The sequence below is a fragment of the Streptomyces sp. V4I2 genome (assembly GCF_030817655.1).
Classification (GTDB): Bacteria; Actinomycetota; Actinomycetes; order Streptomycetales; family Streptomycetaceae; genus Streptomyces; species Streptomyces plumbiresistens.
This window is the reverse complement of the sequence record NZ_JAUSZM010000003.1, coordinates 1,556,925-1,583,042: the sequence shown is the minus strand read 5'-3', so window position 1 is coordinate 1,583,042 and position 26,118 is coordinate 1,556,925. Positions and strand designations below refer to the sequence as shown.

General features: G+C 70.9%; 22 protein-coding genes and 2 pseudogenes. 14 read left to right on the top strand and 10 right to left on the bottom strand.

Annotated features, from left to right (window positions below):
* Window positions 1-15 precede the first annotated feature (15 nt).
* The gene (locus QFZ76_RS08140; protein WP_307673080.1) at window positions 16-312 is read right to left on the bottom strand and encodes a hypothetical protein; all 297 of its coding nucleotides are present in this window, start codon (window positions 310-312) and stop codon (window positions 16-18) included.
* A 417-nt stretch (window positions 313-729) separates the two neighbouring features.
* Here QFZ76_RS08140 and QFZ76_RS08135 point away from each other — a divergent pair, with 417 nt between their 5' ends.
* Both QFZ76_RS08135 and QFZ76_RS08130 read left to right on the top strand, forming a co-directional pair.
* Window positions 730-2,085 carry an NAD(P)/FAD-dependent oxidoreductase gene (locus QFZ76_RS08135; RefSeq protein WP_307679959.1) on the top strand — a complete coding sequence of 452 codons (1,356 nt, stop codon included), beginning with the start codon at window positions 730-732 and terminating at the stop codon, window positions 2,083-2,085.
* A gap of 26 nt (window positions 2,086-2,111) precedes the next feature.
* A pseudogene (locus tag QFZ76_RS08130) lies at window positions 2,112-2,225 on the top strand (alpha/beta hydrolase); the annotation flags it as partial.
* Between the two features lie 7 nt (window positions 2,226-2,232).
* On the opposite strand, the pseudogene QFZ76_RS08125 reads toward QFZ76_RS08130, so the two are convergent.
* Window positions 2,233-2,829, bottom strand: a pseudogene (locus tag QFZ76_RS08125) (class I SAM-dependent methyltransferase); the annotation flags it as partial.
* Window positions 2,830-2,981: 152 nt separating this feature from the next.
* On the opposite strand from QFZ76_RS08125, the gene QFZ76_RS08120 reads away from it, so the two are divergent.
* The 5 genes from QFZ76_RS08120 (at window position 2,982) to QFZ76_RS08100 (ending at window position 7,942) form a co-directional block, all read left to right on the top strand.
* The gene (locus QFZ76_RS08120; protein WP_266444248.1) at window positions 2,982-3,755 is read left to right on the top strand and encodes an MHYT domain-containing protein; all 774 of its coding nucleotides are present in this window, start codon (window positions 2,982-2,984) and stop codon (window positions 3,753-3,755) included.
* Window positions 3,756-3,818: 63 nt separating this feature from the next.
* Window positions 3,819-6,341, top strand: coding sequence for a nitrate- and nitrite sensing domain-containing protein (locus tag QFZ76_RS08115; RefSeq protein WP_307673078.1), 2,523 nt, complete (start codon window positions 3,819-3,821; stop codon window positions 6,339-6,341).
* Complete coding sequence (locus QFZ76_RS08110) at window positions 6,338-6,811, top strand: roadblock/LC7 domain-containing protein (RefSeq protein ID WP_266444253.1); 474 nt, start codon at window positions 6,338-6,340, stop codon at window positions 6,809-6,811. Before QFZ76_RS08115 ends, QFZ76_RS08110 begins: the two co-directional genes overlap by 4 nt.
* 19 nt (window positions 6,812-6,830) lie before the next feature.
* On the top strand, window positions 6,831-7,244 hold the full coding sequence (locus QFZ76_RS08105; RefSeq protein WP_266444257.1) for a DUF742 domain-containing protein: 414 nt from the start codon (window positions 6,831-6,833) through the stop codon (window positions 7,242-7,244).
* Window positions 7,245-7,336: 92 nt separating this feature from the next.
* Complete coding sequence (locus QFZ76_RS08100) at window positions 7,337-7,942, top strand: ATP/GTP-binding protein (protein ID WP_266444260.1); 606 nt, start codon at window positions 7,337-7,339, stop codon at window positions 7,940-7,942.
* A gap of 25 nt (window positions 7,943-7,967) precedes the next feature.
* Here QFZ76_RS08100 and QFZ76_RS08095 read toward each other — a convergent pair whose 3' ends face one another.
* Window positions 7,968-8,396: a PPOX class F420-dependent oxidoreductase gene (locus tag QFZ76_RS08095; protein ID WP_307673077.1), complete on the bottom strand. Its 429-nt coding sequence runs from the start codon at window positions 8,394-8,396 to the stop codon at window positions 7,968-7,970.
* 93 nt (window positions 8,397-8,489) lie between these two features.
* Between QFZ76_RS08095 and QFZ76_RS08090 the strand changes: the two genes are divergently transcribed.
* Window positions 8,490-8,903: a roadblock/LC7 domain-containing protein gene (locus QFZ76_RS08090; RefSeq protein WP_307673076.1), complete on the top strand. Its 414-nt coding sequence runs from the start codon at window positions 8,490-8,492 to the stop codon at window positions 8,901-8,903.
* 127 nt (window positions 8,904-9,030) lie between these two features.
* On the top strand, window positions 9,031-10,014 hold the full coding sequence (locus QFZ76_RS08085; protein WP_307673075.1) for a DUF6397 family protein: 984 nt from the start codon (window positions 9,031-9,033) through the stop codon (window positions 10,012-10,014).
* Here QFZ76_RS08085 and QFZ76_RS08080 read toward each other — a convergent pair.
* A complete protein-coding gene (locus QFZ76_RS08080) occupies window positions 10,001-10,867 on the bottom strand; it encodes an acyl-CoA thioesterase II (RefSeq protein WP_307673074.1) in 867 nt (288 codons plus the stop codon). The genes QFZ76_RS08085 and QFZ76_RS08080 overlap by 14 nt on opposite strands.
* Before the next feature lie 19 nt (window positions 10,868-10,886).
* Window positions 10,887-13,400 (bottom strand): RNA helicase, encoded by a 2,514-nt coding sequence (locus tag QFZ76_RS08075; RefSeq protein ID WP_307673073.1) that lies wholly within the window; start codon window positions 13,398-13,400, stop codon window positions 10,887-10,889.
* Between the two features lie 145 nt (window positions 13,401-13,545).
* On the opposite strand from QFZ76_RS08075, the gene QFZ76_RS08070 reads away from it, so the two are divergent.
* Window positions 13,546-14,340, top strand: a complete 795-nt coding sequence (locus QFZ76_RS08070; RefSeq protein ID WP_266444278.1) for a metal-dependent hydrolase — start codon at window positions 13,546-13,548, stop codon at window positions 14,338-14,340.
* A gap of 260 nt (window positions 14,341-14,600) precedes the next feature.
* Here the strand turns inward: QFZ76_RS08070 and QFZ76_RS08065 are convergent, their stop codons facing one another.
* From QFZ76_RS08065 to QFZ76_RS08050, 4 genes are all read right to left on the bottom strand, one after another.
* Window positions 14,601-14,852, bottom strand: a complete 252-nt coding sequence (locus QFZ76_RS08065) for a type B 50S ribosomal protein L31 (RefSeq protein ID WP_053751235.1) — start codon at window positions 14,850-14,852, stop codon at window positions 14,601-14,603.
* Window positions 14,853-14,915: 63 nt separating this feature from the next.
* A complete protein-coding gene (locus tag QFZ76_RS08060) occupies window positions 14,916-15,386 on the bottom strand; it encodes a DUF5709 domain-containing protein (RefSeq protein WP_307673072.1) in 471 nt (156 codons plus the stop codon).
* Window positions 15,387-15,695: 309 nt separating this feature from the next.
* On the bottom strand, window positions 15,696-17,477 hold the full coding sequence (locus tag QFZ76_RS08055; RefSeq protein WP_307673071.1) for an ABC transporter ATP-binding protein: 1,782 nt from the start codon (window positions 17,475-17,477) through the stop codon (window positions 15,696-15,698).
* On the bottom strand, window positions 17,474-19,270 hold the full coding sequence (locus QFZ76_RS08050) for an ABC transporter ATP-binding protein (RefSeq protein WP_307673070.1): 1,797 nt from the start codon (window positions 19,268-19,270) through the stop codon (window positions 17,474-17,476). Before QFZ76_RS08050 ends, QFZ76_RS08055 begins: the two co-directional genes overlap by 4 nt.
* A 192-nt stretch (window positions 19,271-19,462) precedes the next feature.
* Between QFZ76_RS08050 and QFZ76_RS08045 the strand changes: the two genes are divergently transcribed.
* Together QFZ76_RS08045 and QFZ76_RS08040 are read left to right on the top strand one after the other, a co-directional pair.
* The gene (locus QFZ76_RS08045) at window positions 19,463-21,133 is read left to right on the top strand and encodes a peptide-N4-asparagine amidase (RefSeq protein WP_307673069.1); all 1,671 of its coding nucleotides are present in this window, start codon (window positions 19,463-19,465) and stop codon (window positions 21,131-21,133) included.
* Between the two features lie 171 nt (window positions 21,134-21,304).
* Window positions 21,305-22,747 (top strand): cation:dicarboxylate symporter family transporter, encoded by a 1,443-nt coding sequence (locus QFZ76_RS08040; RefSeq protein ID WP_307673068.1) that lies wholly within the window; start codon window positions 21,305-21,307, stop codon window positions 22,745-22,747.
* A 95-nt stretch (window positions 22,748-22,842) separates the two neighbouring features.
* On the opposite strand, the gene QFZ76_RS08035 is transcribed toward QFZ76_RS08040, so the two are convergent.
* Entirely contained in the window at window positions 22,843-23,298 is a 456-nt protein-coding gene (locus QFZ76_RS08035; RefSeq protein WP_307673067.1) for a MarR family winged helix-turn-helix transcriptional regulator, read from the bottom strand.
* Window positions 23,299-23,425: 127 nt separating this feature from the next.
* On the opposite strand from QFZ76_RS08035, the gene QFZ76_RS08030 reads away from it, so the two are divergent.
* Window positions 23,426-25,228 carry an ABC transporter ATP-binding protein gene (locus QFZ76_RS08030; RefSeq protein ID WP_307673066.1) on the top strand — a complete coding sequence of 601 codons (1,803 nt, stop codon included), beginning with the start codon at window positions 23,426-23,428 and terminating at the stop codon, window positions 25,226-25,228.
* A 43-nt stretch (window positions 25,229-25,271) separates the two neighbouring features.
* Window positions 25,272-26,114, top strand: a complete 843-nt coding sequence (mltG, locus tag QFZ76_RS08025) for an endolytic transglycosylase MltG (RefSeq protein ID WP_307673065.1) — start codon at window positions 25,272-25,274, stop codon at window positions 26,112-26,114.
* Window positions 26,115-26,118: the final 4 nt, after the last annotated feature.

Sequence of the window (26,118 nt, the reverse complement as noted above, 5' to 3'; positions counted from 1 at the left end):
CCCGCTGCCGGTGCGTCAGGCCGCCGGAAGCCCCAACAGCGCCCGTGCCACGGTCCGAGGCGACTCGTCGCGCTCCCGGGCGAGCGCGATGACGGCCCGGCAGGCCAGTTCGTTCACCCCGAACGACAGTGCCTCGGGCGAGACCCAGCCGGCGGCATCGTCGATCCGGTCCTGGTCGTCCTCCGCGCAGGCCGACACGTATGCGGCGGCTGCCTCGAACAGGTTGTGCGAGTGTGCGTCCCGACCGGTCTCCGTCTCGTCGCGCAACGCTTTGACGAACCCGGCCCAGGACTTGCGGACTCTGCCGAACATACTGACCACCTTCCCCCTGTGGTTGCCATGGCTGATCGTTCATCCTCCGCTACTCAACGTAGAGTTGGAGCTTCGGCGGCAGAAGGGGGACGGCGCGGTGAAGCGCTTCGAACGGCTCGCACAGATCCGGAGGTCGGCCCCGGAGCAGGACGCCACGCCGCGGCGGTGAGGTCCGGGCGCTTTTCTGCAGTCAGGCGGATGCGTCAGCGGTCGGCGAGGTGAGGGCGCACCGGGGTCGGATCGAAGGCGACATCCGTCTGCACAGAAGGGCCGGAACGCGGTCAACCCGCCTTGCGGGGCGGGATACTTGTGTCTTCTCACGACGTTGGCGACCAGGGGAGTGGATCGGTGAAGTCTGCCGTAGGAACGGGCCGTCGGGGTGAGGGCGGCGGTCGGAGCGGGCAGCATGCGGTCGTCGTGGGCGGGAGTCTCGCGGGGCTCCTCGCGGCGCACGTCCTGGCCGGATACGCCGACCGGGTGACCGTCGTCGAGCGCGACCGGTTCCCGGACGGCACAGGGTCACGGCCCGGCGTACCGCAGGGCCGGCATCCGCACGTTCTGCTGCAGGGCGGGCAGGTGGCTCTGGAGTCGCTGCTGCCGGGCTTCCTGGCGGAGCTGCGGGCCGCGGGGGCGCCGCGGGTGGGCATGCCGTCGGACATGGTGATGTGGCAGAACGGCCGCTGGTTCCGCCGCCTGACCGCGACGACGCACATCTACACCGGTTCCCGTGCGCAGCTCGAGGAACTGGTGCGGCGGCGGGTTCTCGCCAATCCGGTGATCAGCGTGGTGGAGGGGACCGATGCCGTCGGGCTTCTCGGTGATGCCTCCCGGGTGCGGGGCGTGCTGCTGCGGAACCGCTCCGGCGGCGCCGGCGCGGAGCACCGGGCCCTGGAGGCCGATCTGGTCGTCGACGCCTCTGGCAGCGGCACCAAGGCGCCGCAGTGGCTCGCTTCGATCGGTGCCGAGACTCCGTACGAGGAGACCATCGACACCGGGCTCGCCTACGCCTCCCGTGTCTACCGCGGCAGGAAGGGCGTCCTCGACGGCGAGACCCTCGGCTACTACGTCTACCCCGGCCCCGACCAGGTCCACGGCGGCGGTGCGCTGCCGCTGGAGGACGGCAGCCATCTCGTCATCGTCTCGGGGCTGCGTGGCGACGAACCGCCCACGGGCGACGACGAGTTCGAGACGTACACCAAGCGGCTGCAGCATCCACTCCTGGACCGGTGGCTCGAGGACGCCGAACCGCTCTCACCGGCGTTCGGCTACCGGCGGACCGCGAACATCCGCCGCCGCTACGACCTGCCCGGCCGCCGCCCGGCCGGGTTCCTCGCCACCGGCGACGCCCTGTGCACCTTCAACCCGATCTATGGGCAGGGCATGGCCATCGCCGCGATGACCGCGGTCGCCCTGCGCGGCGCGCTGGCCGACCGGCGCCGGACGCCCACCACGCGACGCGTGCAGCAGGTGCTCCTCGCGGCGTCCCGGCAGGCCTGGGACATCTCCGCCGGGGCGGACCGCAAGATGCCGGGCGCGGTCGGCACCGCGGTCGCCGACGGGCCCGCGGACCGCGTCGCGGACTGGTACCTGCGTCGGGTCATGGAGCGGTCCCCCGGTGACCCGGTCGTGGGGCGCGCCTTCCGCTCCGTGCTGACCCTCTCAGCGCCCGTCACCGCCCTGTTCGCTCCACCCGTGGCCCGGGCCGTCCTCTTCACCCCGCCCGGGCCGACGCCCACCGAACCGCCGGCGACTCCGGAGGAACCGGGGGGCTGAGAGCAAGGTGCCCGAGCCCCGGCCGCCGGCCGGCCTTCGAGGCCGCGGGCGTGCGCGTCGTGGCCGTGCCTGGGACCGGTCACAACGTCATGTTCGACAACCCTGACGCCTTCGTGGCCGCGGTCGCCGGGCCGGCCTGACGGCGTCGCCCTCGCGGACGGCCAGGGCCAGGAACCGGTCGTCCTGGTCGACGTACGACGTCATGCGCCACCCGGAACCGGCCAGCAGCGGCCGGAGGTTCGGCTCCGCGCGCAGATCGTCCGGGGTCATCTGCCGGCCGTGGCGCGCCGCGAGCGCCGCCCTGCCGATCGGGTGGAACAGGGCCAGCGTGCCGCCGGGGCGCACCACGCGCGCCAACTCCCGCAGGTTCTCGGCCGGATGGGGCAGATGCGAGATGAGGCCCGCTCCGAACACAGCGTCCAGCGACCGTGACCGCAGCGGCAGCGCGGTCACGTCGGCCAGCAGCAACCGCCCGTCCCGGTCCCGTCCGGCCCGTACGGCGGCCTGCAGCATGTCCAGGGTCAGATCGATCCCGACGACCACCCCGGCGGGCCCCACGGCCGCACGCAGCGGCGTCAGGGCCCGTCCGGTGCCGCAGCCCGCGTCGAGCACACGATCGCCCTCGCGCAGTCCGAGGTCCGCGACCGCGGCGGCATAGGCGGGACCGTCGTCGGGGAACCGGCTGTCCCAGTCGGCGGCGCGGGCGGCGAAGAACTCCTGGACGTGTGTGTGGTCGTCGCTCATGTTCCGCATGATCCCTCACCGACACGGATGACGCCGCGGCGCGCACGTTCGAGCGTGCCGCGATCGTTCAGATGCACCGTTGCGCCATATTCCAACAGTTTTCGAACTGAGCCCCCTTTGTACGCCCCTGCCCGGACTAGCGTCCCGGAGCCATGGGACACCTGGACCACGCCGCCCTGGGGTGGCTGACCCCCGTGCTGTCGTACGTGATGGCCTGCATAGGCGCCGCACTCGGGCTGCGCTGCACCGTCCGCGCGCTCGGCGCCACCGGACGCTCGCGCCGCAACTGGCTCCTGACCGCGGCCTCCGCGATCGGCACCGGCATCTGGACCATGCACTTCGTGGCCATGCTCGGCTTCAGTGTCAGCGGCACCGACATCCGCTACGACGTGCCGCTCACGATCGCGAGCCTCCTGGTCGCCATGATCGTCGTCTGTGCCGGCGTCTTCGCCGTCGGCTACAGCCGAGACCGCACCCGCGCACTCTTCCTCGGCGGACTGACCACCGGGCTCGGTGTCGCGAGCATGCACTACCTGGGCATGGCTGCGGTACGGCTGCACGGCGACGTCACCTACGACCCGGCGCTCGTCGGGCTCTCCGTCCTGATCGCCGTCGTCGCGGCGACAGCGGCCCTGTGGGCGGCCCTCAACATCAAGTCACCCGTCGCCGTCACCATCGCCTCCCTCATCATGGGGGCGGCCGTGAGCAGCATGCACTACACCGGGATGTTCGCGGTGGGCGTGCGCGTCGCGCCCTCCGGGGCGGCCCTGCCCGGGGCCACGGCGATGCAGTTCATCTTCCCCCTCGCCGTCGGCCTCGGGTCCTATCTCTTCCTGACCTCGGCCTTCGTCGCGCTGTCGCCGACGACGGGGGAGCGCCAGGCATCCGCCTCGGCCCAGCGACCGATCGAGAGCGCGGCCCACTAGCGGTGCCCCGTACCCCGCACTGCCCGGACGGCACGCCCCGAACCACTCCCGAGCGAGGAGGCCATGCGTACACCGCGTAGGACCCCCACAACCGGCGCCGAGTCGCCGCCCCAGCCCACCGTGCGCGGCCGCCGCGCACACGCCGGACCACCGGCCGACGAAAGCCCGGACGACTCTGTGAGCGCGATACCGGACGACGCACCCGCGCGCGCGGGACGCTGGCTGATGCGCCCGCGGACGGTCCGCGCCAAGATCGTCTGCCTGCTCATGGTGCCGGTCGTCTCCCTGCTCGCCCTGTGGGCGTACGCCACTGTCACCACCGCCCAGGACGTTGCCCGTCTGCGGCAGTTGCAGCGCGTGGACGCAGGGATCCGGACCCCCGTCGCCGCGGCCGTGGCCGCGCTCCAGACCGAACGGGCAGCCGCCGTCCGCCATGCGACCGACCCGTCGGCCGGGCGGAGCGACGACCTGAAGACGCTCGCCGACCGCACGGACAAGGCGGTGGCCGAACTGCGGCTCGGAGACGCCAATACCATCGCGGACAGCGAGGAGTTGCCGGCCGGAGTGGCCCAGCGACTCGAAGCGTTCGTCACCGGCGCCGAACAACTGCGCTCACTGCGCACAGCCGTACTCGACCGCAGCGCCGGCTGGGACGAGACCTATGGCCGCTACACGAAGGCCATCGGGAGCGCTTTCGCGGTGGGCGGCGCCCTCACCGGCATCCAGGACGCCGAACTCGGCTCCGACGCGCGCGTGCTGCTCGAATTCTCCCGTGCAGGCGAAGCGCTGGCCCAGGAGGACGTCGTCCTCGCCGCCGCGCGCCTTGCCGGCAGCCTCTCGGGCGAGCGACTGCGGCTGTTCACCGGCGCCGTCGACACCCGCCGCGCCCTCACCGAGTCCGCGGTCGCCGATCTGCGCGGCTCCGAACGCGCCGCCTGGCACCAGCTCGCCGAAGGCAGCGACTACGCCACGGTGGGTGCCACCGAGGACAAGATCCTCGCCGTCGGCGCGGGCGCTCACGCGATCGAGGCGGCTCCGGAAGCCAAGTGGACCAGGGCGCACGCGCGCGTGCAGAACAGCATGCGGACGATCGAGGAGGACGCCGGGCGCGGTGTCGCTGACCGGGCCGACCCGTTCACCCGCGGTCTGCTCACCCCTGCAGGTGCCGCGGTGCTGCTGGGCCTCGTCGCCGTCGCCGCCTCCCTCGTCATCTCCGTACGCATCGGACGCGGCCTCGTCGTCGAGCTGGTGAGCCTGCGCAACGGCGCCCTGGAGATCGCCCGCCGCAAACTCCCCGAAGCCATGCGGAAACTGCGCGCCGGCGAGGAGATCGACGTCCAGGCCGAGGCCCCGCCGGGACCGCCCGCGGAGGACGAGACCGGTCAGGTCGCCGAGGCCCTGGCCACCGTGCACCGCGCCGCACTGCGGGCCGCCGTGGAGCGCGCCGAACTCGCCAGCGGCATCTCCGGCGTCTTCGTCAACCTCGCCCGCCGCAGTCAGGTCCTCGTCCACCGCCAGCTGAGCCTCCTCGACAGCATGGAACGCCGGTCCGACGACCCGAACGAACTCAGCGACCTCTTCCGGCTCGACCACCTCACCACGCGCATGCGACGCCACGCCGAGAGCCTGATCATCCTCTCCGGGGCCGCTCCCGGCCGCGCCTGGCGCATGTCGGTCTCCCTGACGAACGTGGTCCGCGCGGCAGTCTCCGAAGTCGAGGACTACGCGCGCGTGGAGGTACGTCAGCTCCCCGATGCGTCGGTCGTCGGCGCGGCCGTCGCCGACCTCACCCATCTGCTGGCCGAGATCATCGAGAACGCCGCCCAGTTCTCGCCGCCCCACACGCGCGTGCGCATCACGGGCGAGCCCGTCGGCAACGGCTACGCCGTCGAGGTCGAGGACCGAGGTCTGGGCATGGGCAAGGAGACCCTCGCCGAGGCCAACCGACGCATCGAACAGTCCGAGACACTCGACCTGTTCGACAGCGACCGGCTCGGCCTCTTCGTGGTCAGCAGGCTCGCCGCCCGTCACGGCATCAAGGTGCACCTGCGCACCTCGCCCTACGGCGGCACCACCGCGGTCGTTCTCCTGCCCACGTCCTTGCTCCACGCCGGCGCGGCGGAACGTTCCCCCCGTCGGGTGGAGGACGCGGAGCGGCCCGCGGAACGCGAGTACGCGCGCGTGGCCGCCGCCGCACAGCACCAGGAGTCCGTACCGGCACCGGCCGGCCGCCCCGCACTGGTGGCACCGGCACCGCCCGCGGCTCGGGCCACGACCGACACCCCACCCGGAGTCACCGCCTTGCGTCTGCACCGTCCCCCGGACGACTCCGCCGAGGACTCCGAAGACCTCCCACGCCGGGTACGGCAGGCGAACCTCGCCCCCCAACTGCGCGAGCGGCGCTCCGAGGAGCCGGCCCAGGCCTCCGCCGCCCCGAGCGACGACCAACGCACCCCCGAACTCGTACGCGACCGCATGACGGCGTACCGCGACGGCTGGGCCCGCGGCGGCGGCAGGCAGCCCGGCCGCGGTGCCGCCCCGGACTACCCGGCGGACAGCGACAGCATCGAAGGAGACCCCGAATGATCCAGGACCCGAGCATGAGAGCCGCCATGGGGGTCCCCCCGCTCGAGCGAAGCGGAGAGTGGGGGAGGTCCGGCGAACTCGACTGGTTGCTGGACGACCTGGTGGTGCGCGTGAGCGAGGTTCGGCACGCCGTGGTGCTGTCCAACGACGGACTCGCCGTGGGCGCCTCGACCGACCTGCGACGCGAGGACGCCGAACACCTCGCGGCCGTCGCCTCGGGCTTCCACAGCCTGGCCAAGGGCGCGGGCCGGCACTTCGGTGCCGGAGGTGTGCGTCAGACCATGGTGGAGATGGACGACGGCTTCCTGTTCGTGGCCGCGGCGGGTGACGGCTCCTGTCTCGCCGTCCTCACCGCCGTGACCGCCGACATCGGCCTGGTCGGCTACGAGATGGCACGACTGGTCAAGCGGGTCGGCGAGCACCTGTACACGCCTACCCGCGTCGGCGCGCGGCCCCCCGCCGCCGGATGAGGCGAGAAGGCCCACGCACATGACCGAGGACATGACGGGCGCCCCGCGGGAGCAGGGCAGCCAGTGGTACGACGGCGAGGCCGGTCCGCTCGTCCGCCCGTACGCGATGACGGGCGGACGCACCAAACCCGGCCCCACCGGGGTGCGCTTCGACCTGATCGCCCTCGTCACGCTGGATGCGAGTGCGCCCGGCGTCGACGAGGACACCGCGCTGGGTCCGGAACACCGGGCCCTGATCGACCTGTGCCGCCCGGAGACACAGTCGGTCGCGGAACTCGCCGCGGGTGCCGACCTGCCGGTGGGCGTGGTCAGGGTGCTCCTCGGCGACCTGCTGGAACTCGGCTGTGTCACCGTCAGCCGCCCGGTGCCGCCCGCCCAACTGCCCGACGAACGGATTCTGCGCGAGGTGATCGAGGGACTGCGAGCGCTGTAGACGAGAGTCGTCCTCGGAAAGAAACCGAAGTTGTCACCATGACCCACCTGTTGCCGCCGCCCGTTTGCCGGCCCTCCCGAGAGAAGTGATCGATGGTCTCCGATGACTCCGACGTCCAGGACGGCGAGACAGCCGCGCTGGCGTTGAAGATACTGGTCGCCGGCGGATTCGGCGTGGGCAAGACCACCCTGGTGGGCGCGGTCAGTGAGATCCGGCCGCTGCGCACCGAGGAACTGCTCAGTGAGGCCGGTCAGTTGGTGGACGACACCGACGGCGTGGACCAGAAGGTCACCACGACGGTCGCCATGGACTTCGGCCGCATCACCATCCGCTCCGGTCTGTCCCTCTACCTGTTCGGTACGCCCGGCCAGGACCGCTTCTGGTTCCTGTGGGACGAACTGTCGCAGGGCGCTCTCGGTGCCGTGGTGCTCGCCGACACCCGCCGACTGGAGGACTGCTTCCCCGCGGTGGACTACTTCGAGCACCGGCACATCCCGTTCGTGGTGGCCGTCAACTGCTTCTCGGGTGCCCGGACCTACGGCGCACAGGACGTCTCACGCGCCCTCGACCTCGACCAGGGCACGCCTGTGGTGCTCTGCGACGCCCGTGACCGCGACTCGGGAAAGGAGGTGCTGATCCGGCTGGTCGAGTACGCCGGGCGGATGCACACCGCCCGGCTGCTCGACTCGGTGAGCTGACGCCGACGGTCGGCGTCAGCCGATCTCAGTGGGCGACGGCCTTCTGCGCCAGGACCTTGTCGATCGAGACACGGACGAGCAGTTCGCCCGGGACGCCGTTGCGCGCGCCGAATTCCTCGGCCCGCTCCTCGCCCATGTACCGCGCCCCGATGCGAGCCGCCCAGTGGCGGACCTCGTCGAGGTCCTCCGAGAGCCGGGCATGGCCCTGTATCACCACGAAGTCGAAGGGCGGGCGGTCGTCGTCCACGCACAGGGCGACCCGGCCGTCCCGGGCCAGATTGCGACCCTTCACGCTGGTCTTTCCGGTGTTGAACACGAGCTCGTCCCCGTCGAGCAGGAACCAGATCGGTGTCAGGTGCGGGCTCCCGTCGGCCCGCACGGTCGACAGCTTTGCGGTGCGGGTGCCGTACGAGACGAACTCCCGCCATTGCGCTTCGGTCATCTTCTGTGCCATGCCCCTATCCTCCTTGCCCGCGGGACGGCGGTGGGGAAGGGTGGCAGGGAATCCTCCAACGAGGAGGAGACGTCACACGGGGAGACGGGAAACATGGTGCAGAACCAGGGACTTGGCTGGCTGCTGGACGACTTGACCGAGCGTGTCGAACACGTGCGGCACGCCTTGGTCCTGTCCAACGACGGGCTGGTGACCGGAGCGAGCACGGGACTTCGCCGCGAGGACGCGGAGCACCTGGCCGCCGTCTCGTCCGGACTGCACAGTCTGGCCAAGGGCTCGGGACGGCACTTCGGCGCGGGACGGGTGCGCCAGACGATGGTCGAGTTCGACGACGCCGTACTGTTCGTCACCGCGGCGGGCACCGGCAGTTGCCTGTGCGTGCTCAGCGGTGCCGAGGCCGACATCGGCCAGATCGCCTACGAGATGACACTGCTCGTCAACCGTGTCGGCGAGCACCTCGGCGTGGACGCCCGCCAACCCGAGCAGAGCCCGGCAGCAGAGCTCTGACCTGCCCTTTCGTTATCCGCCGTGGAGTTATCCACAGGCTCGCCACGGTGTCCGCCGGACCGGCTACGGTTTTTGTCACGGCGAACGCACACAGCGTGAGCGACCGACTCCACGGGGGAGAGCGACCATGTCCGTCGACACCGTCAGCACACCGCACCGCCTGTCCTGCAAGCCGAGCCGCGCCGCACGGGAACTGGGGCTGAGGCGAGGTGAGTTCGACCTCGCCGTCCACCTCGGACACATCCAGACCGTGCCCGACGAAGGGGGCGGGGGTCGTCGCGTCCCCCGCTCCGAGATCGACCGGCTCTGCACGCACGAAGGCTTTCCTGAGTCGCTGCAGGAGCGCGTGAAGGCCGTGGGCACCACAGAGGGCGCGGCCGTCATGAAGGTTCCCCCGGGCAGGTTCACGCGCCTGGCGCGCCTGGGTCTGGTAGTGCCGGTCACCTTCTATCTCAACCGCTACCGAGCCGTGGTCTGGCAGTACCTGGCCGAGGAACTACGGCAGTTCGCGGCCGACGAGAAGAACACCCGGCTGCTGACGGCGCGTATGCCCGAGGGGCTGCGCGACCAGCTGGACGCCGGCCTGGATCTGCGCGTTCGCAACTGGCGCGGACGCCACCTGGGATTCCTGCTCCGGCAGGCCGGCGACCCGTGGGAGCAGGCCGGGGCCGTGGCCGCCTTCCTGGACCCCCTCCAGATCGCGGAAATCGTCCCCGACCCCTACGAGCGCTCCCACCTGAACCGCTTCAGGCCGGGGCCACCCGCCCATGGCGCACCGGGCTCGCCCGCCGCGCACCTCGCCGAGAGGATCATGACGGCGGACGACCCGGACGAGATCGGCTGGCTGAGGGCGGACCTGGCCCGAGCCCTGGAGGAGGCACGGGAACACCGGCCCGCGCCCCGCCCCGCGACGAAATCGCGCCCCGCGCCACCATCGATCCCCGCGACGAAACCGGTCCCCGGGGCGGCGCACCGCCACTCCCCGGTGCCCGAGGAGCCGCAACCGCGGCCACCCCGAAAACTGCTGGGATGGCTACGCCGCGGCAACCCCCGGCCCGGCCAAGGCTCAGAATCGGCCTGCAGGACCCTGAACCGGCCTACAAGGCCCTGAACAAGCCCTCCTGGACGACCGACACGAGCAGCCGCCCCTCCACGTCGTAGATCCGGCCGCGGGCCAGCCCGCGTCCGCCCGTCGCGATCGGCGACTCCTGGTCGTACAGGAACCACTCGTCGGCCCGGAACGGCCGGTGGAACCACATGGCATGGTCCAGCGACGCCATGTCGAACCCCCGCGGACCCCACAGGGGTTCGACCGGGATGCGGACGGCGTCCAGGAGGGTCATGTCGCTGGCGTAGGTCAGTGCGCAGGTGTGCACGAGCGGGTCGTCGCCGAGCGGCCCGACCGCGCGCATCCACACCGCGCTGCGCGGCTCGGCGTCCTTGATCTGCTCAGTGGTCCAGCGCAGCCGGTCCACGTAACGGATGTCGAAGGGCTGTCGGCGGGCCATGCGCTCCAACTGCTCGGGCAACGCGCCCAGATGCTCCCGGACCTCTTCCGTGACCGTCGGCAGGGATTCCGGGTCGGGGACCTCGCGGGCGGGCGGCAGCTGGTGCTCGAAACTCCCTTGCTCAGGCTTGTGAAAGGAGGCGGTGAGATTGAAGATCGTGCGGCCCTGCTGCACGGCGGTGACCCGGCGGGTCGTGAACGACCGCCCGTCCCGCACCCGTTCCACCTGGTACACGATCGGCACGCCCGGCCGCCCGGGTCGCAGGAAGTACGCGTGCAGCGAGTGCACCGGGCGGTCGCCCTCCGTGGTGCGGCCCGCGGCGACCAGCGCCTGGCCCGCCACCTGGCCGCCGAAGACCCGCTGCAGGGACTCCTGCGGGCTGAGCCCGCGGAAGATGTTGACCTCGATCTGCTCCAGGTCGAGCAGGTCGACGAGCCTCTCGGCCGGATTCGTCATGGCTGGGATTCTCCTGTGCTCACAGCTGGCCGACGTCGGTGACGCGGACAATGGCACGGCCCTCGGCGTCGGAGGCCGTGAGGTCGATCTCCGCGCTGATCCCCCAGTCATGATCGTCGTTCGGGTCGTCGAAGATCTGGCGGACGCGCCACAGGCTGTTCTGCGGCTCCTCCTCGATCAGCAGCAGCTTGGGGCCGCGGGCGTCGGGTCCGGTGCCGAGGTCGTCGTACTCGTCCCAGTACTTGTCCATGGCCTCGCCCCAGGCATCGGCGTCCCAGCCGGCATCGGCGTCGAGCTCGCCCAGCTCCTCCACGTGGTCGAGGGCGGCGAGCTCGACGCGGCGGAACATGGCGTTGCGGACGAGGACGCGGAAGGCGCGGGCGTTGGCCGTGACCGGCTTGACCTGGTCGGCCTTCTCCTGGGCCTCCTCGGCGGTCATCTCCTCCGGGTTGGCGAGCTGCTCCCACTCGTCCAGCAGGCTGGAGTCCACCTGGCGCACCATCTCGCCGAGCCACTCGATCAGGTCCTGCAGGTCCTCGGACTTGAGGTCGTCCGGGACGGTGTGGTCCAGGGCCTTGTAGGCGCTCGCGAGGTAGCGCAGGACGATGCCCTCGGTGCGGGCCAGCTCGTAGTGGGACACCAACTCGGTGAAGGACATCGCCCGTTCGTACATGTCACGGATGACGGACTTCGGGGACAGCGGATGGTCGCCCACCCAGGGATGGCTCTTGCGGTACGTGTCGTACGCGTGGAAGAGCAACTCCTCCAGGGGCTTCGGGTACGTGACGTCCTGGAGGCGCTCCATGCGCTCCTCGTACTCGACGCCGTCCGCCTTCATCGCGGCCACGGCCTCGCCGCGCGCCTTGTTCTGCTGGGCGGCGAGGATCTGCCGCGGGTCGTCGAGCGTGGACTCGACGACGGAGACCATGTCCAGGGCGTAGGACGGCGACTCCGGGTCGAGGAGCTCGAACGCGGCGAGCGCGAAGGTGGACAGCGGCTGGTTGAGCGCGAAGTCCTGCTGCAGGTCCACGGTGAGGCGGACGATGCGGCCCTCGGCGTCCGGCTTGTCGAGCTTCTCGACGATGCCGCCGTCCAGGAGCGAGCGGTAGATGGCGATGGCGCGGCGGACATGCCTGAGCTGCTGCTTGCGCGGCTCGTGGTTGTCCTCCAGAAGGTGCCGCATCGCCTCGAAGGCGTTGCCGGGCCGGGCGATCACCGACAGGAGCATGGTGTGCGTCACCCGGAAACGGGACGTCAGCGGCTCCGGGTCGGAGGTGATGAGCTTCTCGAAGGTGCTCTCCGTCCACCCGACGAAGCCCTCGGGCGCCTTCTTGCGGACGACCTTCCGGCGCTTCTTCGGGTCGTCGCCCGCCTTGGCGAGCGCCTTCTCGTTCTCCACCACGTGCTCGGGAGCCTGCGCGACGACGAAGCCCGCCGTGTCGAAGCCCGCGCGTCCGGCGCGGCCGGCGATCTGGTGGAACTCACGGGCGCGCAGCGTGCGCACGCGCGTGCCGTCGTACTTGGCCAGCGCCGTGAACAGCACCGTGCGGATGGGGACGTTGACACCCACGCCCAGCGTGTCCGTGCCGCAGATGACCTTCAGCAGACCGGCCTGCGCGAGCTTCTCCACCAGCCGGCGGTACTTGGGCAGCATGCCGGCATGGTGGACACCGATGCCGTGGCGCACGTAGCGGGAGAGGTTGCGGCCGAACTTGGTGGTGAAGCGGAAGTTGCCGATCAGCTCGGCGATCTTGTCCTTCTCCTCGCGCGTGCACATGTTGATGCTCATCAGCGCCTGCGCCCGCTCCACGGCCTGCGCCTGAGTGAAGTGCACGATGTAGACGGGCGCCTGCCGGGTCTCCAGGAGCTCGGTGAGCGTCTCCGTGAGCGGGGTGAGCCGGTAGTCGTAGGAGAGCGGCACGGGGCGGGTGGCCGAGCGGACCACCGACGTCGGCCTGCCGGTGCGACGGGTGAGGTCCTTCTCGAACATCGAGACGTCGCCGAGCGTGGCCGACATCAGGATGAACTGCGCCTGCGGCAGTTCCAGGATCGGGATCTGCCAGGCCCAGCCGCGGTCCGCCTCCGCGTAGAAGTGGAACTCGTCCATGACGACCTGGCCGACGTCGGCGTGCTTGCCGTCGCGCAGGGCGATCGAGGCGAGTACCTCGGCGGTGCAGCAGATGACGGGGGCGTCGGCGTTGACGGACGCGTCGCCGGTCAGCATGCCGACGTTCTCGGTGCCGAAGATCTTGCACAGCTCGAAGAACTTCTCCGAGACGAGCGCCTTGATCGGAGCCGTGTAGAAGGTGACCTCGTCACGGGCCAGCGCGGCGAAGTGGGCACCCGCAGCGATCATGCTCTTGCCGGAGCCGGTGGGCGTCGACACGATCACGTTGGCACCGGACACCGCCTCGATCAGCGCCTCCTCCTGGTGGGGGTAGAGCGTGAGACCGCGCTCCTGGACCCACGACTCGAAGGTGTCGTAAAGGGCGTCGGGGTCGGCGGTCGGCGGCAACTGATCGATGAGGGTCACCCACCCATCTTGCCTGCCCTTCTCCCCTATAGGGGAATCGGCTGCGGGCACGAAGATCGCGAACGCTACGCTGTGTCGCCGACGGAGCGTCAGCGCGCCCGGTCAACCGGACAGCGGCACACGATGAATGGGGCGGGCAGCGGCCATGATGGGACCAGCACACTCACTGTCGGGGGCCGCGGCCTGGCTCGGCGTCGGCGCGGCTGCCGCCGCGGCGGGACACACCATGCCCTGGCCGGTCCTCCTGGTCGGAGCCCTGATCTGCGCCGGCGCGGCGCTCGCCCCGGACCTCGACCACAAGGCCGCCACCATCTCGCGGGCCTTCGGGCCGATCTCCCGCGGGCTGTGCGAGATCGTCGACAAGCTCTCCTACGCGGTCTACAAGGCCACGAAGAAGCAGGGCGACCCGCGTCGCTCCGGCGGGCACCGCACGCTCACGCACACCTGGCTGTGGGCCGTCCTGATCGGCGCGGGCGGCTCGGTCGCGGCGATCACCGGCGGGCGCTGGGCGGTGCTGGCGCTCCTGTTCGTGCACATGGTGCTGGCCATCGAGGGCCTGCTGTGGCGGGCGACCCGTGGCTCCAGTGCCGATGTCCTGGTCTGGCTGCTGGCCGCGACCAGCTCGTGGATCCTCGCCGGTGTCCTGGACAAGCCGGGCAACGGCTCGGACTGGCTGTTCACGGCGCCGGGCCAGGAGTACCTGTGGCTGGGGCTGCCGATCGTGCTGGGCGCGCTGGTGCACGACATCGGGGACGCGCTGACCGTCTCCGGCTGCCCGGTCCTGTGGCCGATCCCGGTGGGCCGCAAGCGCTGGTACCCGATCGGCCCGCCGAAGTTCATGCGGTTCCGGGCCGGCAGCTGGGTCGAGCTGAAGGTGTTGATGCCGGCGTTCATGCTGCTCGGGGGAGTGGGCTGCGCGGCGGCACTCAACTTCATCTGAGCGCCGGCCCTCCGGACAAAGGGCTCGCCCTGCGCGGGGCGCTGTCTCTACCCTTGCCGGAGCGGGACTGCGCAGTTCCCGCAGGTTGCGGAGCCGTGGCAGAGCGGCCCATTGCGATCGGCGTGAGCGAGGCCTCTCTCATGCCGACTGACGAGACCGGGCGGGCCTGCCCCTCTCGTCCGCGGATTCGAATCCCGTCGGCACCGCAGCCGACCGGCCTCGCGCCCGCACACGACCGGCCGGCCCAGCCCGGTGCGCTCTCAGCCCGCCCCGCCGCCGTAGCGCCGCTCGAACTGGGCGATGCGGCCCTCCGTGTCCACCGTCCGTGCCTTGCCGGTGTAGAAGGGGTGGCTCTCCGAGGAGATCTCCACGTCCACCACGGGGTAGGTCTTGCCGTCGTCCCACTCGATGGTCTGGTCGCTGCTCGCGGTGGACCGGGTCAGGAAGGCGTAGCCGGCGGCGCGGTCACGGAAGACGACCTCGTGGTAGTCGGGGTGCTTGTCCTGCTGCATGGATGCTCCTTCTACGGCGTCGGTGAGGCGCCCGAGGGCGCGGGAACGGCGGGATCAGCCGGATCAGCCGGACAGGGTCTCCTCGTCGACGATGTGCATCGCGGCCTCCTCGGCGGAGGCCGCCGCACCGTCGATGCCCACGTCCGTGGCGACCAGTGCACTCTCCTCGTCCTCGTGCGCCCCCTCGTCGGGTGCCACGAGTCGGCCGGAGCGGGCCGAGCCGACCTCGTTGTCCAGGAGTTCCCCGTCGGTGCCCTCGGAGTCGCCGATGCCGTCGCCCTCGGGGGCGGCGGCATCGGGCAGCTCCTCGGCGAGCCGCTGGTCCAGCGTCTCGCCCCGCCGGCGCTCGGCGGCCGTCACGCCGCTGTGCTCCACCGCCCAGGGCCGATCCGGAGGGGACCAACCCCGGTCGAGGGGATCGTCGACACCGTCGTTCTCCAGGGTGTCCTCCGCGTCCAGCAGCCCCGCGTCGTCCTGGATCTCGGATCCGTCGGGCTGGTAGACGTCGTCGCCCCATCCGTCGGCGCTGTTCACGGGTACCTCCAGGTGACGAGGGCGGGCGCGTCCTCCCCGCGGTCGGCGGCCGGCGGCGGGCGTACGAGGCACACGCGGCGCTCGTCGCCAACCGCATGCACCACGGGCGCTCCCCGAGCCGGTGCCGGTTTCCAGCCTTCCACCCCTTTTCGGCACCGCGCAACGCCACGGACACGGCGGCCCGCGGGCAGCTCACCTCCGACCGGTCCCCGCACGGCCCGCGCGGGGACGACATCTCGGCCCACCCGGCCGCGCCGCGGCTGCACAGCTCGGCCGCGGCACACCCCGCGCTCCCCGGCGGAGCCCCGCTCACCCGTGCCAGGACCGCCACAGCGCCGCGTAGGCGCCATCCGCGGTGACCAGCTCGTCGTGGCTGCCCAGCTCGCTGATGCGGCCGTTCTCGACGACGGCGACGACGTCCGCGTCGTGGGCGGTGTGCAGGCGGTGGGCGATGGCGACCACCGTGCGGCCGTCGAGGACGCGGGCGAGGGAGCGTTCCAGGTGGCGGGCCGCGCGCGGGTCGAGAAGGGAGGTCGCCTCGTCCAGGACCAGCGTGTGCGGGTCGGCCAGCACCAGGCGGGCCAGCGCGATCTGCTGGGCCTGGGCGGGGGTGAGCGCCAGACCGCCCGAGCCGACCTCGGTGTCCAGGCCGTCGTCGAGCGCACGTGCCCAGCCGTCGGCGTCGACCGCACCGAGCGCCGCCCACAGCTCGGCGTCGTCGGCATCGGTCCGGGCGAGCAGGAGGTTGTCGCGCAGCGCCCCCACGAAGACGTGGTGCTCCTGGTTGACGAGGGCCACGTGCTCGCGGACCCGCTCGGCGGGCATCCGGGAGAGTTCGGCACCGCCGAGTGTGATCCGGCCGTCCCGGGGCGCGTAGACACCGGCGAGCAGCCTGCCCAGAGTGGACTTGCCCGCGCCCGAGGGGCCGACCAGCGCCAGCCGGGTGCCGGGCGCCACCTCGAGGGAGACCTTGCGCAGCACGTCCACGCCCTCGACGTAGCCGAAGTGCACCCGGTCCGCGTGCACGTTTCGCCCGTCGGGGGTCACCGTGGCGTCCCCGGCGTCCGGCTCGATGTCCCGTACACCGACCAGACGGGCCAGCGACACCTCGGCGACCTGGAGCTCGTCGAACCAGCGCAGTATCAGGTTCACCGGGTCGACGAGCATCTGCGCGATCAGCGCACCGGTCGTCAGCTGACCGACATCGATCCAGCCCTGCAGGGCGAACACGCCGCCGATCATCAGGACCGAGCCGAGCACGGTCACATGAGTGACGTTGATGACCGGGAAGAGCACCGACCGCAGCCACAGCGTGTAGCGCTCCCAGGCGGTCCACTCCTTGATCCGGCGTTCCGACAGGTCGATACGGCGGCGGGCGAGCCGGTGGGCCTCGACGGTGCGCCCGGCGTCCACGGTCTCGGTGAGCGCGGCTGCCACAGCGGCGTACCCGGCGGCCTCCGAGCGGTAGGCGGACGGCGCGCGCCGGAAATACCAGCGGCAGCCGACGACCAACAGCGGAAGGGCGAGGAGTACGGCGGCCGCCAGTGGCGGTGCCGTGATCACCAGCCCGCCCAGCAGCAGCGCCGTCCACACCACACCGATCGCCAGCTGCGGCACGGCCTCGCGCATCGCGTTGCCGAGCCGGTCGATGTCCGTCGTGATCCGGGACAGCAGGTCGCCGGTCCCGGCCCGCTCCAGCACGCCCGGCGGCAGCCCGACCGACCGTACGAGGAAGTCCTCGCGCAGGTCGGCCAGCATCCGCTCGCCGAGCATCGCGCCGCGCAGCCGCACTTCGCGCACGAACACGGCCTGGACGACGAGGGCAGCCACGAACAGCGTGGCGGTCAGCCCCAGATGGAGTTCACGCGCGTCCTCCGACAGCCGCTCCACGAGGCCGCCCAGCAGCCACGGTCCGACCATCGAGGCCAGCACGGCGACCGTGTTGACGGTGATCAGGAGCAGGAAGGCGCGGCGGTGACGGCGGAACAGCTCGGCCACGTAGGCGCGTACGGTCGCGGAGGCTCCGACGGGCAGCGTGTTCGCTGTGGTCGGGGTCGCCGGGTCGTACGCCGGTGGCGCCACGCCCATCATGCTGTCTCCTCGATTTCTTCGAGTTCGTCGAGCTCTTCGAGTACGCCGTGCAGGGCGGCCTCTTCGTCGGTTTCGCGGGTCACGACCGCCCGGTACCGAGGGTCCTTGTGGACGAGTTCGCGGTGGAGGCCGACCGCCACGACCTCGTTCTCGTGCACCAGGGCGACCCGGTCCGCGCGGTCGAGGAGCAGGGGCGAGGAGGTGAACACCACGGTGGTGCGCCCCGCCCGCAGTTCGCGCACGCTCTCCGCGATCCGTGCCTCGGTGTGCGAGTCGACGGCGGAGGTCGGCTCGTCCAGGACGAGCACCACCGGGTCGGTGAGCAGCGACCGGGCCAGGGCGAGCCGCTGGCGCTGGCCGCCGGACAGGGAGCGTCCGCGTTCGGTGATGCGGGCGTCCATCGGGTCCTCGGCGCCGAGTGACCCCTGGACGAGGGCAGTCAGGACGTCCGCGCACTGTGCGGCGGCCAGCGCCTTCGCGGCGTCGACGTCGCCCGACGCGGGGACGTTCAGCAGTTCGCGCAGCGAACCGGACAGCAATACCGGGTCCTTGTCCTGGACGAGGACGGCCGTCCGTGCGGAGTCGAGCGGGAGTTCGTCGAGAGGCACACCGCCCAGCAGTACCGACGCGCCCTCCTCCGAGGGGTGGCCGCCCAGCCGCTCCGCCAGGCGCCCCGCCGCGTCCGGGTCGCCGCAGACCACCGCGGTGAACCGGCCGGACGGCGCGAGCAGACCGGTCGCCGGGTCGTACAGGTCGCCGGAGGGCACCTCGGCGGCGCGCGACCCGACGGTGTCGGTCGCCCGCTCCAGGGACAGCACACGCGCGGCCCGTTTGGCCGACGGGCGCGAGAAGGAGTAGGCCATCGCGATCTCTTCGAAGTGGCGCAAGGGATAGGCGAGGACCATGACCGAGCTGTAGACGGTGACCAGTTCGCCGACGCTGATGCGGCCCTGGCGGGCCAGATGGACGCCGTACCAGACGACCGCGACCATCAGCAGCCCCGGCAGCAGCACTTGGATGGCGGAGATCAGGGCCCACATCCGGGCGCTGCGCACGGCCGCGTGGCGGACCTCCTGGGAGGCACGGCGGTAGCGGTCGAGGAAGAGTTCCTCGCCGCCGATGCCGCGCAGCACGCGCAGACCGGCGACGGTGTCCGAGGCGAGTTCGGTGGCCCGTCCGGCCTTCTCGCGCTGGAAGTCGGCACGCCGGGTCGCCCGGGGCAGCAGCGGCAGCACCGCCAGCGCCAGCACCGGCAGGCCCACGGCGACGACCGCGCCGAGCGCCGGGTCGTAGACGACCAGGCCGACGCAGACCAGCACGACCGTGACCGCCGCCGCGGTGAACCGTGACCAGGCCTCGACGAACCAGCCGATCTTCTCGACGTCCCCCGTGGAGACGGCGACGACCTCGCCGGCCGCGACCCGCCGGGTCAGCGCCGAGCCCAACTGGGCGGCCTTGTGGGCCAGCAACTGCTGGACTCGGGCAGCCGCCGTGATCCAGTTGGTGACGGCGGTGCGGTGCAGGAAGGTGTCGCCGATCGCCTGCCCGGCGCAGCACAGCGCCAGCAGCCCGCCCGCGAGGGCGAGCCGCCGGCCCGAGCGGTCGACGACGGCCTGGACGGCGATACCGACACAGAACGGCAGCGCGGAGACGGACAGGAAGTGCAGCAGCCCCCACGCCAGTGACTTGAGCTGGCCGCCCAGTTGATTCCGGAAGAGCCACCACAGGAATCGGGGACCCGAGCGCGCGTCGGGCACGCCCGGATCGGGATACGGAAGGTCTTGAATCTGCATGACGTCCCAGTGGCTCGTGTCAGGGGGGAGGGGACCGCGAACGGCGGCAGCAAACTGTGAAAGGTTCGCGTCGGAACGTGGTCGGGGGCAACAGGTTTTCTGCTCCGACGCACAGAATCGGCTACGGCCTCAGGTCTGCGTCAGCGGAGGCCTCATTGCGGGGGACGCCCCACTCGCCGTAGAACACCAGCCATGAAGAGAAGGATCGTCATGTCCATGCTCGCCGGAGCGACCCTCCTGACGAGCACCCTCCTCGGCGCGGCACCCGCCCAATCCGCCGACGGCCTCTCCCCGTCCGCCGATGTCCTCTCCCCGTCCGCCGACGTCCCCGCCGAGTTCGGCTCCGACTGGCACGACCCGATCATCGCCGCCCCGCCCGTCACCAGGCCCTCCGGCAGGTCCTGCCAAGTCACCGTAGCCGAGGCGCAGTTCCGGGACTTCACCCCGTACAGGGGCACCTACACCCCGCCGGACGGCTGCGGTGACAGCTGGAGCAAGGTCGTGCTGCGCATGGACGGCAAGGTCAAGGGGCGGCAGTTCGACCGGCTCGGTTATCTCCACGTGGGCGGGGTCGAGATCTTCCGTACGTCCACGCCCCAGCCCTCGCCCGACGGCATCGAGTGGTCCGTGGAGAAGGACGTCACGCGCTACAGCGACACTCTCCGCCGCAGCCAGGACGTGGAGATGCTCATCGGGAACGTCGTCGACGACACGTACACCGGCATCATCGACGTCAAGGTCACCCTGACGTTCTACGCGGGCAGGCAGGCCGCCACGCCCGACCGGATCCTGACCCTCGCCGAAGGCACAGACGGCACAGACGGCAGCGGCGGCACCAACGGCACCACCCTCACCACCCCGCGCAACAGCGAACGCATCGTCGCCGAGGTGTACGCCACCGGCTCCGGCGGCGGCTGCGAAGAGTACTGGTACCTGAGCGTTCCCGACGACGCCCCGTACTCCTGCCAAGCCGACCGGGGCCCCTATCGCGAGGTCCAGATCAAGGTCGACGGGCAACTCGCGGGTATCGCCGCCCCGTTCCCGACCGTGTGGACCGGCGGCTGGTCCAACCCCTTTCTCTGGTACGTCGTCCCGGGGCCGCGCGCCTTCGACATCAAGCCGATCGAATACGACCTGACGCCCTTCGCCGGCCTTCTCAACGACGGCCGCCCGCACCGCGTCGAGGTCTCCGTCGTCGGTGTGCCGGAGGGGCAGAGCGGCTGGAGCACTCCGGTGAACGTCCTCGTCTGGCAGGACGCGAAGAGCGCGCACGTCACCGGGAAGCTCACCGCGCACAAGGTCGGCGACCTCGCCGACTCCTCGACGTACACGCCCGGTTCGGAACACCGTGTGGACACCGAGGGTGACCACCGGCTGACCGTCGCCGGATACGTCGACACCTCGCACGGCCGGGTGACGACCACCGTCAGCCGCTCCCTCGCGAACACCTCCACGCACCGCTGGACCGACGGCGAGACCACGGACGCGCTGGACGCCATCTGGACGGACGACGAGTCGGTCACCGTCGACGGACGCGGACCGGCCCGCACCACACGCACCCAGCGGACGTACACCATGGACGGCACGACCACGCTCGGCGCGGCCGACCGGCTGCGTACCGTGCTGACCCTCGGTGACCGTGCCGCGGTCACCGAGTCGGTGGGCGGGCGACGTACTGCCTGGTCGCGGCTCGACGACGAGTACGCGGGCGACGCGACGTACACGGTGAACGTGCCGCGCGACCAGCGGCACGCGGTCGGGACCACGGGCGAGCGCTATCGGATCCGTGGGTCGAGCGGGTGCTACGACCGCTCGCTGAGCACCCTGCAGGGGGTGCTCACCGAGGATCGCAGCGGCTGCTGAGGGGAGTTGTGTGCGATGCGTCACATGCAGCCGTGATTTACATGGCCGCAACGCGGCGGTCTTGTCGGCGATCAACGACCACTCCAGAGTGATCAAACACGGAATCCGCTTTCCGTATCGCAGAAGTCCCGTCCCGGCCTCTGTGTGTCACCGTCCCCACAAGGAGTGCCCGTGCCGCCGTCCGTCCCGTCCCTGCCGCGACGCGTCGCACGCATATTGCGTACCTCTCTCTTCGCGCAGGTCGCCTGCGCGCTGGTGCTCGGAATCGTCGTCGGGAAGCTGTGGCCCGACGTGGCCACGGATCTCCAGCCGCTCGGCGACGGTTTCACCCGCCTGATCAAGACGATCATCTCGCCCCTGGTGTTCTGTGTGGTCGTCGTCGGCATCGCCAAGGCCGGCGACCTCAAGGCGTTCGGCCGGATCGGGCTCAAGGCCCTGATCTGGTTCGAGGTCGCGAGCACGCTCGCCCTGATCATCGGTCTCGTCGCCGCCAACGTCGTCCAGCCCGGCTCGGGGATGAACGTCGACCCGTCCACGCTGAACACCTCGGCGGTCGACGCGAAGACGGGCGGCGGCTCGCTGCCCTCGACGACCGAGTTCATCGTGAACGCGATCCCCACCAGTTTCATCGGCGCCTTCGCCGAGAACTCCCTGCTCCAGGTGCTCATCCTGGCCTGCTTGGTGGGCGCCGCGCTGCTCCACCTCGGCCACACCAAGGTGCCGCAGGTGCTGCCCGCCATCGAGCAGGCCCAGGAGATCATCTTCGCGGTCGTCGGCTTCATCATGCGACTCGCCCCGATCGCGGTGTTCGGCGCGATGGCCGTCCTGATCGGCCAGTACGGGCTCGGTGTGATCGAGACGTACGCCAAGCTGATCATCCTGTGCTACGCGGCCGCGGCGTTCTTCATCGTGCTGCTCGCCGTCGCCCTGAAGATGGTCACCGGGCTCAGCCTCTGGAAGTTCCTGCGCTACATCCGTGAGGAGATGCTCCTCGCGCTCGGCACCGCCTCCACCGAGTCCGTCATGCCGCGCGTGATGCAGAAGCTGCGCAAGGCCGGCGCCCGCGACGACGCGGTCGGCCTGGTGCTGCCGACGGGTTACTCCTTCAACCTCGACGGCGCCTCGCTCTACCTGTCCATCGGCACGCTGTTCATCTCCCAGGCCGTGGGCGTCGACCTGAGCCTGAGTCAGCAGATCACCGTGGTCCTGGTGCTGATGCTGACCAGCAAGGGCATGGCGGGCATCCCGGGTTCGGCCTTCCTCGCCCTGTCCGCGACCGCCTCCTCGCTGGGGGCCATCCCCGCCGGCGCCGTCGCCCTGCTGCTCGGGGTGGACCGCATCATGGACTCGATGCGCGTCGTGACGAACCTGCTCGGCAACTGCGTCGCCGTCTTCGCCGTCTCCCGCTGGGAGGGCGCGCTGGACGCCGACAAGGCGAAGAGGGTCCTGGACGGCGAGATCGTGCCGACGGCGGACGACGACGCGGGCGATCCGACCGCGACGCAAGCGCCGGGTGGCGGAGCCTCCGAGACGCCGGTCGGGTCCGACCCCGACGACAAGCTCGCGGCCGTACCGGCCCAGTCGGCCAAGGAACCGGCCCCTGAGGTCAGTTGACGACCATGACCCGACGGGCCGCGGTCCCCGCTCCTTACTGTTGGAGCGGGGACCGCGGCCCGTTTCGCGCTGCTCAGCGGTTGCTCAGCAGTTGCTCAGCAGCTCCGGCCGCGCTCCGGTGCTCCGTCCACCAGCGTGTCCAGCAACTCGCCCAGCACCTCGCGCTGTTCGCCCGTCAGCGGGGCCAGGATCTCCTCCGCCGCGGACCTGCGCGCGCCGTGCAGCTCCCGCAGGGCCTTGTGCCCGTCGTCGGTGAGCTCGATACGGATCACCCGGCGGTTGGTCGGATCCGGCATCCGCCGCACCTTGCCGCTCGCCTCCAGCCCGTCGACGAGCGTCGTCACGGCCCGCGGCACCACCTCGAGCCGCTCCGCGAGGTCGGCCATGCGCGGCGGCGAGTCGTAGTGCGCGAGAGTGCGCAGCAGCCGGGACTGGGCCGGGGTGACGCCGAGGCCGCGTTGCTCCAGATGGTGCTTCTGGATGCGGTGCACACGGCGGGTCAGCCGCAGTAGCTGCTCGGCGAGCAGGCCGTCGGGATCGGGGGTGGTCATGCGGGAACAATATCAGGACCATGCTCATTGTGAGCATTGGTAACAATGAGCTAAGCTCCGTCAGTCTTCCCCTCTCATCCTTCCCTCTCATCCTTCCGCCCTCATCCCCTCACCCTCCGTAGGAGCCATGCCCCGCGACGACATCAAGTGGACCCCCTCTTCCGGCACCTCGACCGACGAACCCCGGCAGGTGCGCCGCATCCTCAAGCTGTTCAAGCCCTACCGCGGCCGGCTCACGGTCGTCGGCCTGCTGGTCGGCGCCTCGTCGTTGGTCACCGTGGCGACCCCGTTCCTGCTGAAGGAGACGCTGGACGTCGCCATCCCCGAGGGCCGCACCGGACTGCTGAGCCTGCTCGCGCTCGGCATGATCCTCAGCGCCGTCCTCACCAGCATCTTCGGCGTGCTGCAGACCCTGATCTCCACCACGGTCGGCCAGCGCGTCATGCACGACCTGCGCACGGCCGTCTACGGCCGCCTGCAGCGCATGTCCCTCGCCTTCTTCACCCGCACCCGCACCGGCGAGGTCCAGTCCCGCATCGCCAACGACATCGGCGGCATGCAGGCCACCGTCACCTCGACCGCCACCTCCCTGGTCTCCAACCTGACCAGCGTGGTCGCCACGATCATCGCGATGATCGCCCTCGACTGGCGCCTGACCGTCGTCTCCCTGCTCCTGCTGCCGGTCTTCGTGTGGATCAGCCGCCGGGTCGGCAACGAGCGCAAGAAGATCACCACCCAGCGCCAGAAGCAGATGGCCGTGATGGCCGCGACCGTCACCGAGTCGCTGTCGGTGAGCGGCATCCTGCTCGGCCGCACGATGGGCCGCTCCGACTCGCTCACCCGCTCCTTCTCCGACGAGTCCGAGCAACTGGTCGACCTCGAGGTCCGGTCGAACATGGCCGGCCGCTGGCGCATGGCCGTCATCTCGATCGTCATGGCCGCCATGCCCGCCGTCATCTACTGGACCGCGGGCCTCGCCCTCGCGACGGGCGGCACCCAGATCTCCATCGGCACCATCGTCGCCTTCGTCTCGCTCCAGCAGGGCCTGTTCCGCCCGGCCGTGAGCCTGCTGTCGACCGGCGTCCAGATCCAGACCTCGCTGGCGCTCTTCCAGCGCATCTTCGAGTACCTCGACCTGCCGATAGACATCACCGAACCCGAGCGGCCGGTACATCTGGACCGCATCAAGGGTGAGGTGCGTTTCGAGGACGTCGAGTTCCGGTACGACGACAAGAGCCGCCCCGTCCTCGACAGGATCGACGTCGCCGTCCCCGCGGGCGGCAGCCTCGCCGTCGTCGGACCGACCGGCGCCGGCAAGTCCACCCTCGGCCATCTCGTGCCGCGGCTGTACGACGTGACGGGCGGGCGGGTCACCCTCGACGGGGTCGATGTCCGCGACCTCGACTTCGACACCCTCGCCCGCGCGGTCGGCGTCGTCTCGCAGGAGACGTACCTCTTCCACGCAACGATCGCGGAGAACCTGCGCTTCGCCAAGCCGGACGCCACCGACGAGGAGATCCGGCAGGCGGCGAAGGCGGCCCAGATCCACGACCACATCGCGTCCCTGCCCGACGGCTACGACACGGTCGTCGGCGAGCGTGGCCACCGTTTCTCCGGCGGCGAGAAGCAGCGGCTGGCGATCGCCCGCACGATCCTGCGCGACCCGCCGGTGCTGATCCTCGACGAGGCGACCAGCGCCCTGGACACCCGCACCGAACACGCCGTCCAGGAGGCCATCGACGCGCTCTCCGCCAACCGGACCACGCTCACCATCGCGCACCGGCTGTCCACCATCCGGGGTGCCGACCAGATCGTGGTCCTGGACGCCGGACGCGTGGCCGAACAGGGGACGCACGAGGAGCTGTTGGAGGGGGGCGGGCGGTACGCGGCGCTCGTCCACCAGGACGCCCGACTGGAGCCGACAAAATGACGATATGCCGGGTTTGTGTGCTTTAGCGGGTTACCGTGCCCGCATGCACATGAACACTCCGCCACGGAGCACGATTCGACTGACGCGCCGGGGCCGTGTCGCCCTCATCGCGACCGGGGCCGTCGTGGCCGGCACCGCCGTGGCGGTGCCGCTGCTGAGCCTGGCAGGCGACGAGGAGACGAAGCCCAGGACGCTGGTGATCCCGGAGGGGTGGCGGGCCGGCCAGGTCTACGAGGCCGTCGACAAGGCCCTCGCCCTGCCCGCGGGAACGGCCAAGAAGTCCCTGGCCAAGGCCAATCTGAAGCTGCCGAACGACGCGGAGGGCAACCCGGAGGGATACCTCTTCCCGGCGACGTATCCCCTCCAGGAGAAGGCGACCGCGGAGCAGATGCTGTCGTTCATGGTCGACACCGCCAACAAGAGGTTCAACGGCGCCCCCATCGCGGCGGGCGCGCAGCGCAACGCCATGAACGTCTACCAGGCCGTCACCGTCGCGAGCATCATCCAGGCTGAGGCGGCCACCAAGGCCGACATGGGCAAGGTGGCGCGGGTCATCTTCAACCGCCTGGAGCGGGGCATGCCGCTGCAGATGGACTCCACCCTCAACTACGCGCTGAACCGCTCCACGCTGAAGACCACCGTCGAGGACACGCGGATCGACAGTCCCTACAACTCCTACCAGCGCATGGGCCTGCCGCCGACCCCCATCGACAACCCGGGCGAGGACGCGATGCGCGCCGCGATCAGCCCGACGCCGGGCGACTGGCTGTACTTCGTCACGGTCAAGCCCGGCGACACCCGCTTCACCGCCGACTACGCGGAGCACCAGCGCAATGTCGTGGAGTTCAACGCCCACCGCAAGGCGAGCCCGCAGTCCACGACGTGACCGG